The organism is Isoptericola chiayiensis, assembly GCF_013149805.1.
GTDB lineage: Bacteria > Actinomycetota > Actinomycetes > Actinomycetales > Cellulomonadaceae > Isoptericola > Isoptericola chiayiensis.
In genome coordinates this window covers 1-17,217 of the sequence record NZ_JABEZT010000003.1, presented here as the reverse complement: position 1 = coordinate 17,217, position 17,217 = coordinate 1, and the positions used below count along the sequence as shown (strand labels likewise).

Sequence of the window (17,217 nt, the reverse complement as noted above, 5' to 3'; positions counted from 1 at the left end):
AGGCTGGCGCGCATGGATACCGAAGAGCGCCTGGCCGTCTTCCTCGACTACGAGAACCTGGCGCTCGGTGCCCGGGAGCACCTGGGTGGGATGCAGTTCGACTTCCAGCCCATCGCCGACGCCCTCGCGGTCCGTGGGAAGGTGATCACCCGCCGCGCGTACGCCGACTGGTCCTACTTCGACGAGGACCGCCGCATGCTGACCCGCCACCAGGTCGAGCTCATCGAGATGCCGCAGCGCATGGGCGCCTCGCGCAAGAATGCCGCCGACATCAAGATGGTCGTCGACGCGATCGAGATGGCGTTCGAACGCGACTACATCACCACGTTCGTCATGTGCACGGGCGACTCCGACTTCTCCCCGCTGGTCACCAAGCTGCGCGAGCTCGACAAGAACGTCATCGGCGTCGGCGTCGAGAAGTCCACGTCCCGCCTGCTGCCGTCCGCCTGCGACGAGTTCCTCTTCTACGACCGCCTCGAGGGTGTCGACGTCCCCGACGAGACCGAGCAGCGGCCCCGCAAGAAGGCAGCCACCAAGCGGTCCGGGTCCACGTCCGGCGGGCGAGGGGCCAAGGGCCGCGCCGCCACCGAGGCCGAGACCACCGAGGTGAGCTCCGCGCCGTCGTCGGGCACCCGGCGCCGCAAGAAGACCGAGACGGCTCCCGAGCCGGAACCGGCGACCGAACCGACCGAGCCGACCGTGTCCACCGCCGCCTCGCCCGCCGAGGCCGACGACGACGCCCCGGCCACCGAGGCGCCCACCATGGAGGTGAAGGTCGCCCAGACCCTCGCCGGGCTGCAGGCCTCCTCGTCCGGGTCGGTGACGGCGTCGCAGCTCAAGCGCACGCTCGTGCGCAAGGAGCCCACCTTCAGCGAGTCCGACTACGGGTTCCGCACCTTCACCGAGTTCCTGCGCTACCTCGCCGACCGCGACTTCGTCGTGCTCTCCGACGGGCCGTCCGCCGGCGACCCCGTCGTCGAGCTGCCCGAGCAGCCGGACAGCGACCGCGCGTTCGGCCTGCTGCGCAGCGTCGTCGAGGAGGCCGGCGGCACCGCACAGCTCTCCGGCCTGAAGAACCACCTGCGCAAGCAGCGCCCCGACTTCTCCGAGAAGGCGCTCGGCTACCGCGGCTTCCTGCAGTTCTGCAAGGGCGCCGCGGCCTCCGGCGCGGTGAACCTCGCCTGGGACGACGACGCCGACGACTACCTCGTGACGCTCTCCTGACGGTCCGGTGACGGCACAGGGCACAATGGGGCCGTGACGTACCGGATCCTGAAGCTCGTGTGCTCGCTCCTGGTGTACGTGTTCCTGCGTCCCCGGGTCAGCGGACTGCACAACGTGCCGCGGCGCGGGCCGGTCATCATCGCGAGCAACCACCTGTCGTTCATCGACTCGATCATCCTGCCGCTCGTCGTGCCCCGGCACGTCACGTTCATCGCCAAGTCGGAGTACTGGACCGGCCACGGGATCAAGGGGCGCATCTCGCGCTGGTTCTTCACCACGATGGGGCACATCCCCGTCGACCGCGAGGACCCCCGCGCCGGGCAGCGCTCCCTCGAGGACGCGCTGCAGGTGCTGCAGCGGGGGGACGCGTTCGGGATCTACCCCGAGGGCACCCGGTCCCGCGACGGCAAGCTGCAGAAGGGCCACACCGGCGTCGCCTGGCTGGCGCTCAGCGGGTCCGCCCCCGTGGTCCCGGTCGCGCTGCGCGGCACCGACAAGGTGCAGCCCGTCGGCAAGCGGCTGCCGCGGCCGTACCGCGGCGTCGAGGTGTCGTTCGGCGCGCCCATCGACCCCTCGCGGCAGATCACCGCCGGGACCCGCCCCGCGCAGGCGCGGCGTCAACTCACCGACCAGGTCATGGAGTCGATCCACGCGATGAGCGGGCAGGACCGGCAGGCCTGAGACCCGCTCAGGCGTCGAGGACGCCGGGCACCTCGGCGAGCGCCGCCGACAGCGCCGAACCGTCGCGGCCGCGGACCACGGGAACGCCGGACGGGGTCCCCGGCGCCGGATCCCCCGCCGTCGGACCCTCCGTGACCTGCCGGATCGCGACGGCCGCCACGCGGTCGGGCCACCGCTGCACGGCGTCGGCGTAGATCTGCGGGTCGTGCTGCCCGTCGTCGCCGACCAGCAGCCACCGCACCTCGCCGAACCACTCCATGAGCAGGTCGATGCTCGCGGCCTTGTGCTGCGGGCCGCTGCGGAACCAGCCCGTCAGGGTCGGCCCCCAGTCGGTGAGCAGCAGCGGCCCCTCCGGATAGCCGCAGCGTTCCAGGAACGCACGCAGCGCCCCGGCGGTGTTCCAGGCGCCGTTCGACACGTAGAAGACCGCCAGGTCGCCGTGCGCGGCCTCCAGGTCGCGGAACAGCCCCGCCATGCCCGGCACCGCGCGACGCGAGCCCGCGCGCCGCACGAACGTGTTCCAGGTGGCCAGCAGCGGCCGCGGGACGCCGGTGACGAGCGTGGTGTCGTCGATGTCGCTGATGACCCCGAGCCGCGGCGCGGCGTCCAGGACCTGAAGAGGAGCGGTGACCGTCACGGCGTCCGCCGGGTCGAGACACCGCAGCGCCACCTCCTGGCGTCCCGGGGGCAGGTGGGCGCCGGCCGGCAGGTCGAGCTCGACGTCCACGTACCCGGACCGGTCGGTGACGACCTCGACGGCGTGGCCCGCCACGGTGACGCGCACGCTGCTCTGCGGTGCGGGCACCGTCAGGAAGTTGCGGAAGCCGCGCCGCGTCGGCCGCTTGCGGTCCCGCCGTGCGGCCTTCGGCGGCGCGAGGAGCACGCGTGCCATGACGCGGACGCGATCCGGCCTGCCGTAGCCGGTGAAGGTCTGCAGCCGCGGTCGCCAGCCCACGCGGCGCAGACCGGTGCCCACGACGGCGTAGATCACGTCCTCGACGACGGCCGCCACGTGCGGGCGCTGCGTCGGGTGCGCGGTCGGCGTCGCGCGGACGGGTGCGTGATCGGAACGGGAGCCCTCCATGGCGACATTCGACCAGGTCGCGGCACTCGGCGCGCGTCGCGCTGCAGCCCGGGCGTCCCGGTGGAACGATCGCTGGCATGGATCTCACCGAGCTCACGAAGCCTACCAGCACCTCCGTGCCGCAGACCGTGGCGCGCGTCTGGCTCGGGCTGACGCTGGCCGGGGCCGGCATCTCGCACCTGACCGTCGCCCGCGAGGAGTTCCAGGCCCAGGTCCCGGGCTGGTTCCCCGTCGACGAGGACGGCACCGTGCTCGCCTCCGGCGTCGTCGAGATCATGATCGGCGGCTCGCTCGTGGTGCTGTCGCGGTGGAAGGTCGCCGTCGGGCTGATCGCCGCGGCGTTCTTCGTGGTGATCTTCCCGGGCAACGTGGCGCAGTGGCTGGAGGGCAAGGACGGGTTCGGCCTGGACACCGACGCCAAGCGCCTCGCCCGGCTGCCGTTCCAGGCCGTCCTCGTGGCCGTCGCCCTGTGGTCCACCGGTGCCTGGTCGGCCACGCGGCGCGCCCTGCGGTCCGAGGACCGATGACCTCCGACGACCTGCCCGACGGCCGGCACAGCACCCCGCCGGGCGTCTCGGACGCGACGGTGGAGGCGCTCGGCGCCCTCAGCGAGGCGCTCGAGACGGTGGAACGTGCCCGGGGCCACCTGTACACGTTCCACCAGCTGACGGGGGAGGCCGACCTGGCGCTCGGCGACGCGGTCGACCAGCTGCGCGAGGCCGGGCACGCCGACGTCGCGGCGCGGATCGCCGAGGACCTGGTCGGCCGGAACGTCCTGCCCGGCCGGTGGACGTTCCAGATCGTCGAGGAGTACGACGACGGGTACTGGCAGGTGTTCCGCGAGCACGAGCGGCGGGCGCGCGAGGCGCTGGCGGGCGGCGTCCGGCACCTGGCCGAGGCGCGCATGAAGGAGGACCGCCGCACCCCCGGGCGGCCCGGGCACGAGGCGGCGCCGGAGGACGTGCCGGAGAACGCGGCCGCGCCGGACGAGGGGGTCGCGCCCGGCGACTAGGCTGCGCCCGCCCCCGGGTCGAGGTGCCCGTCGAGCACGGCGCGGCACGTGGCCGGGTGGTCGTCCACCAGGCCGCACGCCTGCATGGCGGCGTACGCCGTCGTCGGGCCGAAGAACCGGAACCCCTCGCGCTTGAGCGCCTTGGCCAGTGCCTTCGACTCGACCGTCGTGGCGGGCACGTCCGCCCAGGTGGCGGGCCGCTCGGCGCGGGGCGGGGGAGCGAAGGACCAGAACAGCTCGTCGAGGGTGCGTCCGTCGTCGTGCAGCGCGACGACGGCACTCCCGTTCGCGATCGTGGCCTCGATCTTGGCGCGGTTGCGGATGATCCGGGCGTCATCGAGCAACCGGTCGACGTCGTCGGGCGTCATCGCGGCGACCCGTGCCGGGTCGAAACCGTGGAAGACCTCGCGGAACGCCTCGCGCTTGCGCAGGACCGTCAGCCAGGACAGCCCGGACTGGAACCCCTCGAGGGCGATGCGCTCCAGCAGCTCGGCCTCGCCGTGCACCGGGACGCCCCACTCGGTGTCGTGGTACGCGGCGTAGAGCGGGTCGCCGTCGCCGAAGCAACGCGGCGGGTCGGTGACGGGCGGGTCATCCGGGACGGCGGTCGATGTCATGAGGTCAGCGTGCCGCACGGGACCGACAGGTCGCAGAGTTTTCCACAGGCGCGGTGCGATGAGGACGCACCGTAACGCGAATCGGTTCGACGGTTGCCGGGCAGAACGGCTGGATCACGGGTCGATCACGGCGCTTGCGTGACGCGGAACACGTGAGTTACCGTCGAACCGGTTCGCATCGACGAGGACAGTTCGGAGGGCATGGTGGCCACCATCGGTGACGTCGCCCGCGTCGCGGGGGTCTCCCGCAGCACGGCGTCGTACGCGCTCTCCGGCAAACGCGCCATCTCGGAGGACGTCCGACGCCGCGTCAAGGACGCCGTGCGCGAGCTCGGGTACACCCCGAACGCCGGCGCCCGTGCGCTCGCCACGTCCCAGACGATGGTCATCGGCCTGCTGGCCCAGTTCCTCGAGGACGAGTTCGCTCCCGCGATGCTGCAGTACATGCTCGGCGTCTCGAACACGGCCCGGGAGCTCGGCTACGACATCCTGCTCTCGACCGAGGCCGACGGGCGCAACGCGCTGCGCCGCATGACCGACTCGCGCATGGTCGACGGGATCGTGCTGCTCAACGTCGCCGAGGACGACGACCGGCTGCCCATCCTGCGCGACGCGCCCCAGCCCGGTGCGCTCGTCGGCCTCCCGGCCGACTGCTCCGGCGTCGAGGTCTTCGACCTGGACTTCGAGGAGGCCGGTCGCACGATGGTCGAGCACCTGCACCGGCTCGGGCACCGCGAGCTGGTCCTGGTCTCCCAGCCCGAGCACGTCGTCGAGCGCGGCGGCGCCTACGTGTGGCGCCTGCAGAATGCCGCGCTCGCCGAGGCCCGCGCCCGCGGGATCACGCTGCACGCCGTCTTCGGGCCGGCGCAGCAGCCCGAGGTCGGCCGCGCGCTGCACGGCCTGCTGGACGCCCACCCGGACGCCACCGGGCTGCTCATCAACAACGAGGCCGCTGCGGCCGCGCTGCCGACGGTGCTGCACGAGCGCCGCCTCACGGCGCCGGCCGACCTCTCCGTCGTCGGGCGCTACTCGGACGAGTTCGCCCGCACGTTCTCCCTGCCGTACTCCTCGATCGAGAGCGCCCCGGACCGCCTCGGCCGCATGGCCGTGCGCGAGCTGGTGCGTCGCATCGAAGGTCAGGTGGGACCCGACGAGCCGCACGTGGTGCGGTTCGTCTCGCCCGAGCTCGTCGACCGGGGCAGCACCGGCGCCCCCCGGGGGGACTGATATCCGCACCGCCAGACGTGCGCGGCCTTCTCGCCGCGTCGTTTCGAACCGGTTCGACGACGTTCGACCCGGGAACCGTTCAAGGAGGAACCAGCAATGCAGCACACACGGCGCAAGCACACCACCCTCGCCGCCTCGGCGGCCCTGGCCGTCGCGGGCGTCTCCGTCCTCGGCGCCTGCTCGTCCGACGACGGGTCCGGCAGCTCCGACGGCGCGTCCGGCGACGCGGCCGGCGGCACCTACACCTGGTGGGACCCGTACCCCCAGCACGACGGCTCCTCCGACTGGGAGGCCCGCGTGCAGGCGTGCGGCGAGGACGCGGGCGTGACCATCGAGCGCACCGCCTACGACACCACCGCGCTGACCAACCAGGCGCTGCTCTCCGCCCAGGAGGGCACCTCGCCCGACGTCATCCTCATCGACAACCCGGCGGTCTCCACGCTCGCCGACACGGGCATGCTCACGACCGTCGAGGAGTTCGGCCTGGACACCTCCGCGATCGACCAGAACCTGCTCGACGCCGGCGTCGTCGACGGCAGCGCCTACGGCATCCCCATCGGCGCGAACACCCTCTCGCTCTACTACAACGCCGACGTCCTGTCCGACGCCGGCGTCGACCCGGCCTCCATCACCGACTGGGACTCGCTCACCGCAGCCCTCGAGCAGGTCACCGGTGCCGGGCACAAGGGCATCACGTTCGCCGGCATCGGCACCGAGGAGGGCTCCTTCCAGTTCCTGCCCTGGTTCTGGGGCGCCGGCGCGGACCTCACCGACCTGTCCTCGCCCGAGGCCGTCGAGGCCCTCGAGCTGTGGACGACCTGGCTGGACGAGGGCTACGCCCCCAACACGGTCATCAACAACTCCCAGAACACGGTGTGGGAGGAGTTCCTCACCGGTGACTTCGCGTTCGCGGAGAACGGCACCTGGCAGGTCAACAGCGCCGCCGAGGCCGAGTTCGAGACCGGCATCGTCCAGCTCCCCGGCAAGGACGGCGGCGTCGCCCCCGCCCCGACCGGCGGCGAGTTCATCGTCGCGCCGGTCCAGGAGGACACCGCGCGCTACGACGTCACCAACCAGATCGTCGAGTGCATGACGACGCCGGAGGGCTTCGTCGAGACGGCCAACACCTTCGCGTACTACATCCCGCCGACCTCCGAGGGCCAGGAGGCGCTGCTCGAGGAGAACCCCGACCTCGAGCCATGGGTCGAGGCCGTGCAGAACGCCAAGGGCCGCACCAGCGACGGACTCGGCACCGACTACCCGCTGATCTCCGAGGCGCTGTGGACCGCCGTCCAGAACGCGCTGTCCGGAGCGGCGACCCCGGCCGAGGCGCTCGAGACCGCGCAGTCCGAGGCCGAGTCCGCCACGAGCTGACGGGCCCCCGCCCGCCGGCCTGAACGTCACCCGCGCTCACCCCGCGTGAGCGCGACCGTCGAGAAGGACCTTCCATGACCAGCATCCCGGCAGACGTCGGGTCGCGCGACGGGTCGCGCGGCGCGGCGGGCACCACGCCCGCCGCGCCGCCCGCCCGGCGACGTCGACGGACGCTGAGCTCGAGCCAGTGGGCCGCGGTCGGCTTCGCCGCACCGTTGCTCGTCTACCTCGTGCTCTTCTACGCCTACCCGCTGTGGCGGAACATCGACCTGTCGGTGCACGACTACACGATCCGTGCGTTCGTGCAGGGCGACGCCGAGTTCGTCGGCCTGCAGAACTACGTCGAGGTCTTCGGGTCGTCGACGTTCCCCACGGCCCTGTGGAACACGTTCGTGTTCACGTTCGGCTCGATCGCGTTCCAGTTCACGATCGGGCTGGCGCTCGCGGTGTTCTTCCGCTCCAGCTTCCGGCTGTCGAACACGCTGCGCGCGATGTTCCTCGTGCCGTGGCTGCTGCCCCTGATCGTGTCGGCGTCCACTTGGGCGTGGATGCTCAACAGCGAGAACGGCATCGTCAACTCGGTGATCACCGCGTTCGGCGGCGAGCAGATCAACTGGCTCACCTCGCCCGACACGGCGCTGATCTCCGTGACGATCGCCAACATCTGGCTCGGCATCCCGTTCAACCTGGTCATCCTCTACTCGGGCCTGCAGAACATCCCGGGCGAGGTGTACGAGGCCGCGTCCCTCGACGGCGCCGGTGCCTGGCGTCAGTTCTGGTCGATCACGTTCCCGCTGCTGCGCCCCGTCTCGGCCATCACGATCCTGCTCGGCCTCATCTACACGCTGAAGGTCGTCGACGTGATCTGGGTGATGACCACGGGCGGGCCGGGGGACGCGTCCACGACGCTCGCCATCTGGTCCTACCGGGAGGCGTTCGGCACCGGTCAGCCCGACTTCTCGCCGGCCGCCGCCGTCGGCAACCTGCTCATCGTCATCGCGCTGGTGTTCGGGTTCCTGCACCTGCGTCTCCAGAACCGTCAGGAGGCCACGTCATGACCGAGCGCAAGGTCTGGTGGAAGACGGCCCTCGGCGTCGTCTTCACCGCGCTGATGCTGTTCCCCGTCTACTGGATGGTGAACGTCTCCTTCACGCAGACCCGTGACCTGCGGGCCGACCCGCCGCACTGGTTCCCCTGGGACCCCACCTTCGAGGGCTACGAGGCGGTGTTCGCCCAGCAGCTCCCGGCGCTGGGCACGAGCCTCCTGGTGGGTCTGGGCTCGGTGGTGCTGACCGTCGTCATCGCGGCCCCGGCCGGCTACGCGCTGGCGCTGCTGCACCTGCGCGGCGGACGCACCCTGAACTTCCTGCTGCTGGTGGCGCAGATGATCCCCGCCGTGGTGATGGCGATGGGCTTCTACGCCGTCTACAACAACCTCGGGCTGCTGAACACGATCCCGGGGCTCATCGTGGCCGACTCGACCATCGCCGTGCCGTTCGGGGTGCTGCTGTTCACGGCCTTCATGTCCGGCATCCCCCGCGAGATGCTGCAGGCCGCCCGGGTCGACGGGGCGGGCGCGTGGCGCACGTTCCGCTCGATCGTGATCCCCATGTCGCGCAACTCGATCCTCACGGTGTCGCTGTTCGCGTTCCTGTGGGCGTGGTCGGACTTCATCTTCGCCTCCACGCTCAACCGCAACGGCGACCTCATCCCGATCACGCTGAGCATCTACAACTACATCGGCAACAACACCACGCAGTGGAACGCGATCATGGCGACCGCCGTCGTCGCGTCCGTGCCCGCCGCGATCCTGCTCGTGGTCGCCCAGCGCTACGTGGCCGCCGGTGTGACCGCCGGTGCGGTCAAGGACTGACGAAGGACCCCTCGTGACTCTTCCCTCCTTCCTCCCCGTCGCCCAGGCGCGACCCGTCGTCCCGCCCGGCCCGCGCCGCGGCGTGGGCATCGGCGAGGTCCGGCTCGACGGCGGCTTCTGGGGCACCCTCCAGGAGACCAACGCCCGTGCCACGATCCAGCACTGCCTGGACTGGATGGAACGGCTCGGCTGGCTCGCCAACTTCGACCGGGTCGCCGCCGGCGCCACGGCCGGGGTCGCGCGTCCGGGCTGGCAGTTCTCCGACTCGGAGATCTACAAGCTGCTCGAGGCGATCGCCTGGGAGCTGGGGCGCGCGGCGGACCCCGTGCTCGAGAAGACCTGGGACCGGCTGGTGGACCGGGTGGTCGCGGCCCAGGACGACGACGGCTACCTCAACACCTGTTACGGCCACGCCGGGCAGCCGGGTCGGTACACGGACCTCTCGACCGGGCACGAGCTGTACTGCGCCGGTCACCTGCTGCAGGCCGCCGTCGCCCGGCACCGCACCCACGGCACCGACCGGCTCGTGGAGGCGGCACGCCGGGTCGCCGACCACGTGTGCGCCGAGTTCGGTGCCGACGGTCGCCAGGGCATCTGCGGGCACCCGGAGATCGAGGTCGGTCTGGCCGAGCTGGGTCGCACCCTCGACGAACCGCGGTACACCGAGCAGGCGCGCCTGTTCGTCGAGCGGCGCGGCCACGGCACGCTGGCGCCCATCGCCCTGCTCAGCCCGGCCTACTTCCAGGACGACGTGCCCGTGCGGGAGGCCGACGTCTGGCGCGGCCACGCCGTGCGTGCCCTGTACCTGGCGGCGGGCGCCGTGGACGTCGCGGTCGACACGGGCGACACGGGGCTGCACGCCGCCGTCGAACGCCAGTGGAGCCGGTCGGTGGAGCGCCGCACCTACCTCACCGGCGGGATGGGCTCGCGCCACCAGGACGAGGGGTTCGGGGACGACTTCGAGCTGCCCCCGGACCGGGCCTACTGCGAGACGTGCGCGGGCGTGGCCTCGGTGATGGTGTCGTGGCGGCTGCTGCTGGCCACCGGCGACGTCCGCTACGCCGACCTCGTCGAGCGCACCTTCTACAACGTGGTCGCCACGTCGCCGCGCACCGACGGGCAGGCGTTCTTCTACGCCAACCCGCTGCAGCAGCGTGAGCCGGGGGCCGACGTGCGGCCCGACGCCGTGAACCCGCGCGCCGAGGGCGGGGTGCGCGCGCCGTGGTTCGACGTCTCGTGCTGCCCCACGAACGTGGCGCGCACGCTGGCCTCGTGGCACACCTATGCGGCGTTCGTCGAGGAGGCGCCCACGGCCCCGGGCGACGAGGCTCCCGCCTCCCCGGCCGGCGGCGCGGTCGTCACGCTCGCGCAGTACGCGTCCGGGGACGTCCGGGTGGCGCTCGACGGCGGCGACGTGGCCCTGCGCGTGGACACCGCCTACCCCGTGGCCGGCACGGTGCGCGTGCGCGCCCTCGAGGCGCCCGACACCCCCGTCACGTTGCGCCTGCGGGTGCCGCACTGGGCCGACGGCGCCACGCTGACCGGCCCGGACGGTGCCACCCGCCCGGCCGCACCCGGGTGGGTCGACGTGCCGGTCGCCGGCGGCGACGAGGTCACCCTGGAGCTGCCGGTCACGCCCCGGCTGACCGCACCCGACCCGCGCGTGGACGCCGCCCGCGGGACCCTCGCCGTCGAACGGGGACCGGTGGTGCTCTGCCTGGAGTCGGTCGACCTGCCCGACGGCGTGGCCCTGGAGTCGGTGCGGCTGGACGCCGGTGCCGGCGTCGAGGAGCACGACGACGGGGCGCGGGTCCGGGTCGTCGCGGCAGGGCTGCCCGACGGCGGGACCGGAGCACCGCCCTTCGCCTCCGTGCCGCCGTCGTCGGACGCCGTGCCGGACGCGCCGGGCGTGGCGTCGGAGCCCTTCGACGTGCCGCTGGTGCCCTACCACCGGTGGGCCGAGCGCGGTCCGTCCACGATGCGCGTGTTCGTCCCGACCACCTGAACCACCGCCCGGGGCGCAGGCCCCGGGCGGTGTCCCACCCACCCGTCGAAGGAGACACCGGTGAGCGAACCGACCGACCACCCCGTGCAGCGCGACGGCGACCGGCTCGTGTGGCGCGGCGCTGGCGAGACGCTGGTCGTCGAGCCGTGGGGCCGCGACAGCGTGCGGGTGCGCGCGTCGCTGGGCGACGTCGTCGACGCCGACTGGGCGCTGCTGCCGCCGGACCCGACGGCGCACGCCGACGTGCGCACCGAGGTGCGCGCCGACGGGGCGACGCTCGTCAACGGCGGGTTGCGCGTCGAGCTGTCGGCGTCCTCCTGGCACCACGACCCCGTCGGCTACGAGGTGTTCCGCTGCGACCTGGCCTTCTACGACGCCGAGGGCCGGCTGCTGTTCCGCGAGCTGGACCGGGGCGGGTCGCTGGACCTGCGGGCGCGGCACCTGCGCCCGCGGACCGGCGACGACGGCGTGACCCTGACGGCGTCGTTCGAGGCGGACCCCGACGAGCACCTGGCCGGCATGGGGCAGTACCAGCAGCACGTGCTGGACCTCAAGGGGTCGACGTTCGAGCTGGCGCACCGCAACTCCCAGGCGTCGGTGCCGTTCGTCGTGTCCAGCGCGGGGTACGGGTTCCTCTGGCACGACCCGGCGATCGGGAGGGCCACGTTCGCCCGCAACCGCACCGAGTGGTTCGCGGAGTCGACGCGTCAGCTCGACTACTGGGTGACGGCGGGGGAGACACCGGCCGCGATCGCGCGGAACTATGCGGACGCGACCGGTCACGCCCCGATGATGCCGGAGCGCGGCCTCGGGTTCTGGCAGTGCAAGCTGCGGTACTCCTCCCAGGACGAGCTGCTGGAGGTCGCCCGCGAGCACCGGCGTCGCGGGCTGCCGCTGGACGTGATCGTCGCGGACTTCTTCCACTGGCCGCACATGGGCGACTACCGCTTCGAGGACGAGTTCTGGCCGGACCCGGCGGCGATGGTCGCCGAGCTGGACGAGCTCGGCGTCGAGCTGATGGTGTCGGTGTGGCCGCAGGTGGCGCTCGCGTCGGAGAACTACGTCCACCTGCGCCGGAACAATCTGCTGGTGCGCGCCGACCGGGGTCTGGACGTGCAGATGTCGTTCGAGGGGCCGAGCGCGTTCCTCGACGTCCTGAACCCGGCGGCCCGGGATTGGCTGTGGGAGACGTGCCGCAAGAACTACGGCCGCCACGGCATCCGCACGTTCTGGCTGGACGAGGCCGAGCCCGAGTTCGGCGTCTACGACCACGACGCCTACCGCACCCACCTGGGCCCTTACCAGCGCGTCGGCAACCTGTATCCGCAGGCGTTCACGCGGGCGTTCTTCGAGGGGCAGCGGTCCGACGGCGAGGCCGACGTGGTCAACCTGCTGCGGTGCGCGTGGGCCGGGAGCCAGCGCTACGGCGCGCTGGTGTGGTCGGGCGACATCTCCTCGACGTGGACGGACCTGGCGCGCCAGGTGACGGCCGGGATCCACATGGGTGTGGCGGGCATCCCGTGGTTCACCACCGACATCGGGGGGTTCCACCACGGTGACGTGGGCGACCCGGCCTTCCGTGAGCTGCTGGTGCGCTGGTTCCAGTTCGGGGCGTTCTGCCCGGTGATGCGGCTGCACGGCGACCGGCTGCCGTACGAGGAGGTCACCGCGGCCGACGGTTCGCGGCGGCTGCGCTCGGGCGGGCCGAACGAGCTGTGGAGCTTCGGCGAGGACGTCTACCGCGTCCTGGAGCGTTACGTGCACCTGCGCGAGTCCCTGCGGCCCTACGTGCGTGACGTGATGCGCGCCGCGCACGACGACGGGCAGCCGGCGATGCGCGGGCTGTTCCACGAGTTCCCCGACGACCCGCACGCCTGGGAGGTCGACGACCAGTTCCTGCTCGGCCCGGACGTGCTCGTGGCGCCGGTCCTGGAGCCGGGTGCCCGCGAGCGCGAGGTGTACCTGCCGGCAGGGTCGCGCTGGACCGATGCGGCGAGCGGGACGGTGCACGACGGCGGGACCTCCGTCGTCGTGCCCGCTCCGCTGGACGTGGTGCCGGTGTTCCTGCGGGACGGCGCGCTGGACGGGTTCGTCGGGCGCACCGCGGGCCGGGACGCGGGGGAGCCGGTGGGCTGACCCGTGCCGGGGCGCGCCGTCGCTCGCCGGTCATCGAACCGGTTCGACGCGGCAGGCCCCGCACGACGACGTGACGGAGAGGAGGCGCACGACCCCGCACCGCTGCGGGGAGCTCGTACGACGAGGTTCGAGACGCGCACGACGAGGCGCGCGACGACGAAAGGTACTCATGGTCATGAGGACGACACCACCGCGGCGCTCGCCGCGACGCACGACCGCGGCGCTGACCGCGGCCACGGTGCTCGGTGCCGGCGTGTTCGGCGGGGCCGTCGCGGCCCCCGCGGCCGCCGCCACCCCCGAGCCCGACCTGCACTACACGATGGACGACGTCGACGGCTCGACCGTGCCGGACTCCTCCGGCAACGGGCTCGACGGCACGATCGCCGGGGACACCACCCTCACCGCAGCCGCCGACGGCACCGCGGATGCCGCCCTGGACCTGGTGGGTGGCCACGTCGTCATCCCGCGCGGAGCCATCGAGGGCACCGACGACCTGACCGTCTCCACCCAAGTGCGGTGGGACGGCGAGGGCGGCCCCTGGCAGCGGGTCTTCGACCTCGGCACCGACACGAGCCGCTACCTGTTCACCACCCCCTCCAACGGTGGCGACCTGCGCACCGCCGTCACCGGCAACGGTGCCGGCGGCGAGTCGCAGATCACCGGCCACAGACCCCTCGCGGCCGGCGACTGGGTCACGCTGACCGTCACGCTCGACGCCACCGCCGGCCAGGTCACCACCTACCTCGACGGCGTAGCCGTCGGGTCGGCCGAGACGGGGGTGGCAGGGACGGACCTGCTCACCGACGCCGCCGCGCAGGCCGGGTACATCGGCCGCTCGTTCTACCCCGACCCCGCGTTCGACGGGGCCGTCGACGACTTCCGGATCTACCGGTCGGCCCTCGACGCCGCCCAGGTGGCCGAGCTGACCGAGGAGCTCGGCGGGACCGTCCCGACGCTCCAGGCACTGAGCACCGAGACCTTCCAGGTCCGCACCTCGGCCGGGTCCGCACCCGACCTGCCCGGCACCGTCCGGGCGTCCTGGTCCGACGGCTACGATCGGGACGTGCCGGTCACCTGGGACGACGTCGACCCCGCCGACTACGAGACCTCCGGGACCTTCAGCGTCGCCGGCGAGGCCGCCGGCACCGCGGTGACCGCCGAGGTCACCGTCACCCGCGGCGAGCTCCGGGTCGACCTCGGCACCGACACCGGCGCCTTCGAAGGCGGGGCGTCCGGCCTGCTGTACGGCCTGTACGGCGAGGGCATGCCGACCGACAACCTGGTCGAGGGCATGGGCGTGCAGTCCGTGGCCACCAAGGCCCAGGAGGGCGCCCAGCACCCGGGCTCGGACGCTCTCGAGGTGCTCGAGCCGCTGGCCCGCACCACCGGCGGGGACGTGTACCTGCGTGTCACCGACTGGTACCGCGGCTTCCCGTACCAGTGGCCGTCCCCGGACCAGCCGGACGCGAGCCCCGAGGAGAAGCTCGCGAGCTACCGCGAGGTGCTCGACGCCCAGCTCGACATGATCGAGACCCTGGACCCCGCCGTGCGTGAGCACCTCGTCATCGAGCCGTACAACGAGCCCGCGGGCAACATGTTCGGCACCGGGCAGTGGAGCCTGGACGGGACGTCGTGGCTGTCCGACCCCACCGACTACTTCGCCGCGTGGGACGAGACGTACCGCACCATCAAGGAGCGCTTCCCCGACATGCGGATCGCGGGTCCGGGAGCGATCGAGCTCTGGCCCCAGATCCAGGGCTGGCTCGAGCACACGGTCGCCGAGGGCACCGTGGCCGACATCGTCACCTGGCACGAGCTGACCCACCCGCAGGCCATCCGCGAGTCGGTGGCCGAGTACCGCGAGTGGGAGGCCGACGTCTTCGCCGGCACCGCCTACGAGGGCACCGAGCTGCCCGTCAACGTCAACGAGTACGCGTTCAACTACCACACGTCGGTCCCCGGCCAGATGGTGCAGTGGATGTCGGCCATCGAGGACGCCAAGGTCCAGGCGATGATCGCGTTCTGGAACATCAACGGCAACCTGTCCGACTCCGCGGTGCAGACGAACCGCGGCAACGGCCAGTGGTGGCTGTACAACGCCTACAGCCGGATGACCGGCCACACCGTCGAGGTCACCCCGCCGTACCCGGGCCAGAACTACAGCCTGCAGGGCCTGGCCACGCTCGACTCCGAGCAGCGCCAGGCGCGCGTCATCCTCGGCGGGCAGGACGGTACCGCCCCGGTCGACCTGGTGAACGTCCCGGAGGACGTGTTCGGCGACGAGGTGCGCGTCACCGCACGCGAGATCCCGTGGACCGGCCAGCTCGGCGACTCCGCCCAGCCGCGGCACCTCGCCGATCTCGTCGTCCCGGTCACCGACGGCACCGCCACCGTCGCCTTCGACGGGTCGCAGCTGCCCGAGCTCGACGAGTCCAGCGCCTACGAGCTGATCGTCACGCCCGTGGGCGCGGGGGAGACCACGGCGTCGACCCCGACGCTCTGGCAGGGCAGCTACGAGGCCGAGGACGCCGAGTACACCGGTTCCGGCTACTCGGTGAACGGTCCCGAGGGCTCGCCGCAGGACGTGGCGAAGTTCTACACCTCCGGCGGCTACAACGTGGGCGGCCTGCGCACCGGGTCGGACGGCGTCCTCGACTTCGAGGTCACCGTGCCCGAGGACGGCACCTACGACCTGTCGGTGTTCTCCAGCACGCTCAACACCTTCGACCGGGTGGCCGAGCAGGGACCGACCAACGTGTTCGTGCGGGTCGACGGCGGCGCCGAGCAGGAGATCTTCCTGCCGCTGGCCTACAAGTGGGTCGTGTGGGACCACGCCGACACCACCGTCGAGCTGACCGCCGGGACGCACACCATCTCCCTGGCCGCGCAGAGCCTCGACGGTTCGGGTGCGACCCAGGGCGACGCGATCATCGACCGCATCACTCTCGCCCTGCCGAACCCGGAGGCCGCGACGTCGGTGTACGAGGCCGAGACCGCGGTGCTCGACGGCGGGACCGCCACCTACGAGGTGTCCGACGCCTCCGGGCCGGGCGCCGTCGAGCTCGCCGAGGGTGACTCAGCGACGTTCTGGGTGTACTCGCCGGTCGACGGCGAGGCGCACCTCGGGGCGGACGTCCTCGGCACCGGTGGTTCCGGGACGCTGAGCGTCAACGACGAGGACGTGCTCGACCTCGCCGACGCGCAGCAGGTCGCGGCGCACCTGGCCGGCGGCGTCAACAAGATCGTCGTCACCGGTGGTGCCGGCGGGCTCACCCTGGACCGCCTCACGGTGGCTCCGGGTGACGGGACGCTGGAGCCGACCGAGTACCAGGCCGAGGACGCCGAGCTCGCCGGTGACGCGTCCGTGGGCGAGTACTCCCTGGCCGAGAACGGCGCCGCCGTCACCGGCGTCGGGGGAGAGCCCGGCAACGGCAACACCCTGACGTTCCACGTCGAGGCGACCGAGGCCGGCAACCACGCCGTCGTCGTGCGGTACTCCAACCCGGAACAGGTCGACGGCACGCACTACAACCCCAACCCCGTCGCCCGGTTCGCCGACATCACGGTGAACGACGGCGAGGCCGAGCGGGTGCCGTTTGTGCCGACGTTCCACGAGAACAACTTCTGGGAGCGCACGATCGTGCTCGACCTCGCCGCCGGCGAGAACACGATCACCCTGCGCTCGGAGGAGATGCCCAACTGGGACGGCGAGACCTACGCGTCGCAGATCTGGCCGGCCGACTACCTGCTGCGCTCGCAGTGGGCCCCGATCGTCGACCGGATCACCGTCTCGCGGCTGGCGCAGCCGATCGGCACCGAGCCCGAGCTCGTCGAGGTGACGCCGGTGCGTCCGACCTGGACGGACGAGTGCGGTCCGGGCAACGTCACCGGTGCTCCGTTGCCTGTCGTCGAGGGGGTCGAGTATGTCGAGACGCGCAAGAACGACGGCGGGGTGAAGGTGGTGGCGACGCCGCTGGAGGGTTA

The 17,217-nt window shown here is 72.3% G+C and carries 13 protein-coding genes; 11 read left to right on the top strand and 2 right to left on the bottom strand.

Features of this window, described 5'->3' with window-relative positions; genetic code table 11:
* Positions 1-12: 12 nt before the first annotated feature.
* Both HDG68_RS06285 and HDG68_RS06280 read left to right on the top strand, forming a co-directional pair.
* The gene (locus HDG68_RS06285) at positions 13-1,224 is read left to right on the top strand and encodes a PIN domain-containing protein (RefSeq protein ID WP_172150397.1); all 1,212 of its coding nucleotides are present in this window, start codon (positions 13-15) and stop codon (positions 1,222-1,224) included.
* A 33-nt stretch (positions 1,225-1,257) separates the two neighbouring features.
* Positions 1,258-1,905, top strand: coding sequence for a 1-acyl-sn-glycerol-3-phosphate acyltransferase (locus HDG68_RS06280; protein WP_172150395.1), 648 nt, complete (start codon positions 1,258-1,260; stop codon positions 1,903-1,905).
* A gap of 7 nt (positions 1,906-1,912) precedes the next feature.
* Here the strand turns inward: HDG68_RS06280 and HDG68_RS06275 are convergent, their stop codons facing one another.
* Complete coding sequence (locus HDG68_RS06275) at positions 1,913-2,989, bottom strand: App1 family protein phosphatidate phosphatase (protein WP_172150393.1); 1,077 nt, start codon at positions 2,987-2,989, stop codon at positions 1,913-1,915.
* Positions 2,990-3,066: 77 nt separating this feature from the next.
* Between HDG68_RS06275 and HDG68_RS06270 the strand changes: the two genes are divergently transcribed.
* Positions 3,067-3,516 carry a DoxX family protein gene (locus HDG68_RS06270; protein ID WP_172150391.1) on the top strand — a complete coding sequence of 150 codons (450 nt, stop codon included), beginning with the start codon at positions 3,067-3,069 and terminating at the stop codon, positions 3,514-3,516.
* Complete coding sequence (locus tag HDG68_RS06265) at positions 3,513-4,001, top strand: hypothetical protein (RefSeq protein ID WP_172150389.1); 489 nt, start codon at positions 3,513-3,515, stop codon at positions 3,999-4,001. The genes HDG68_RS06270 and HDG68_RS06265 overlap by 4 nt, the downstream gene beginning before the upstream one ends.
* Here the strand turns inward: HDG68_RS06265 and HDG68_RS06260 are convergent.
* Positions 3,998-4,618 carry a DNA-3-methyladenine glycosylase I gene (locus HDG68_RS06260; protein WP_172150387.1) on the bottom strand — a complete coding sequence of 207 codons (621 nt, stop codon included), beginning with the start codon at positions 4,616-4,618 and terminating at the stop codon, positions 3,998-4,000. The two genes, HDG68_RS06265 and HDG68_RS06260, sit on opposite strands and share 4 nt — an antisense overlap.
* A 201-nt stretch (positions 4,619-4,819) precedes the next feature.
* Here HDG68_RS06260 and HDG68_RS06255 point away from each other — a divergent pair, with 201 nt between their 5' ends.
* From HDG68_RS06255 to HDG68_RS06225, 7 genes are all read left to right on the top strand, one after another.
* Positions 4,820-5,845 carry a LacI family DNA-binding transcriptional regulator gene (locus HDG68_RS06255; RefSeq protein WP_216648132.1) on the top strand — a complete coding sequence of 342 codons (1,026 nt, stop codon included), beginning with the start codon at positions 4,820-4,822 and terminating at the stop codon, positions 5,843-5,845.
* 96 nt (positions 5,846-5,941) lie between these two features.
* The gene (locus HDG68_RS06250) at positions 5,942-7,219 is read left to right on the top strand and encodes a sugar ABC transporter substrate-binding protein (protein WP_172150385.1); all 1,278 of its coding nucleotides are present in this window, start codon (positions 5,942-5,944) and stop codon (positions 7,217-7,219) included.
* Positions 7,220-7,293: 74 nt separating this feature from the next.
* A complete protein-coding gene (locus tag HDG68_RS06245; RefSeq protein WP_172150383.1) occupies positions 7,294-8,277 on the top strand; it encodes a carbohydrate ABC transporter permease in 984 nt (327 codons plus the stop codon).
* Positions 8,274-9,092, top strand: coding sequence for a carbohydrate ABC transporter permease (locus tag HDG68_RS06240; RefSeq protein ID WP_172150381.1), 819 nt, complete (start codon positions 8,274-8,276; stop codon positions 9,090-9,092). Before HDG68_RS06245 ends, HDG68_RS06240 begins: the two co-directional genes overlap by 4 nt.
* A gap of 13 nt (positions 9,093-9,105) precedes the next feature.
* Positions 9,106-11,097 (top strand): beta-L-arabinofuranosidase domain-containing protein, encoded by a 1,992-nt coding sequence (locus HDG68_RS06235; protein ID WP_172150380.1) that lies wholly within the window; start codon positions 9,106-9,108, stop codon positions 11,095-11,097.
* 60 nt (positions 11,098-11,157) lie between these two features.
* Positions 11,158-13,233 (top strand): TIM-barrel domain-containing protein, encoded by a 2,076-nt coding sequence (locus tag HDG68_RS06230; RefSeq protein ID WP_172150378.1) that lies wholly within the window; start codon positions 11,158-11,160, stop codon positions 13,231-13,233.
* A gap of 175 nt (positions 13,234-13,408) precedes the next feature.
* A partial coding sequence (locus HDG68_RS06225; RefSeq protein WP_172150376.1) for a LamG-like jellyroll fold domain-containing protein occupies positions 13,409-17,217 on the top strand: 3,809 nt, incomplete at its 3' end.

Bases quoted from the DNA above. Each gene is read 5' to 3' on its own strand.
- HDG68_RS06285 (WP_172150397.1), top strand. From the start codon at position 13: ATGGATACCGAAGAGCGCCTGGCCGTCTTCCTCGACTACGAGAACCTG.
- HDG68_RS06275 (WP_172150393.1), bottom strand. From the start codon at position 2,989: ATGGAGGGCTCCCGTTCCGATCACGCACCCGTCCGCGCGACGCCGACC.
- HDG68_RS06270 (WP_172150391.1), top strand. From the start codon at position 3,067: ATGGATCTCACCGAGCTCACGAAGCCTACCAGCACCTCCGTGCCGCAG.
- HDG68_RS06265 (WP_172150389.1), top strand. From the start codon at position 3,513: ATGACCTCCGACGACCTGCCCGACGGCCGGCACAGCACCCCGCCGGGC.
- HDG68_RS06260 (WP_172150387.1), bottom strand. From the start codon at position 4,618: ATGACATCGACCGCCGTCCCGGATGACCCGCCCGTCACCGACCCGCCG.
- HDG68_RS06255 (WP_216648132.1), top strand. From the start codon at position 4,820: ATGGTGGCCACCATCGGTGACGTCGCCCGCGTCGCGGGGGTCTCCCGC.
- HDG68_RS06250 (WP_172150385.1), top strand. From the start codon at position 5,942: ATGCAGCACACACGGCGCAAGCACACCACCCTCGCCGCCTCGGCGGCC.
- HDG68_RS06245 (WP_172150383.1), top strand. From the start codon at position 7,294: ATGACCAGCATCCCGGCAGACGTCGGGTCGCGCGACGGGTCGCGCGGC.
- HDG68_RS06240 (WP_172150381.1), top strand. From the start codon at position 8,274: ATGACCGAGCGCAAGGTCTGGTGGAAGACGGCCCTCGGCGTCGTCTTC.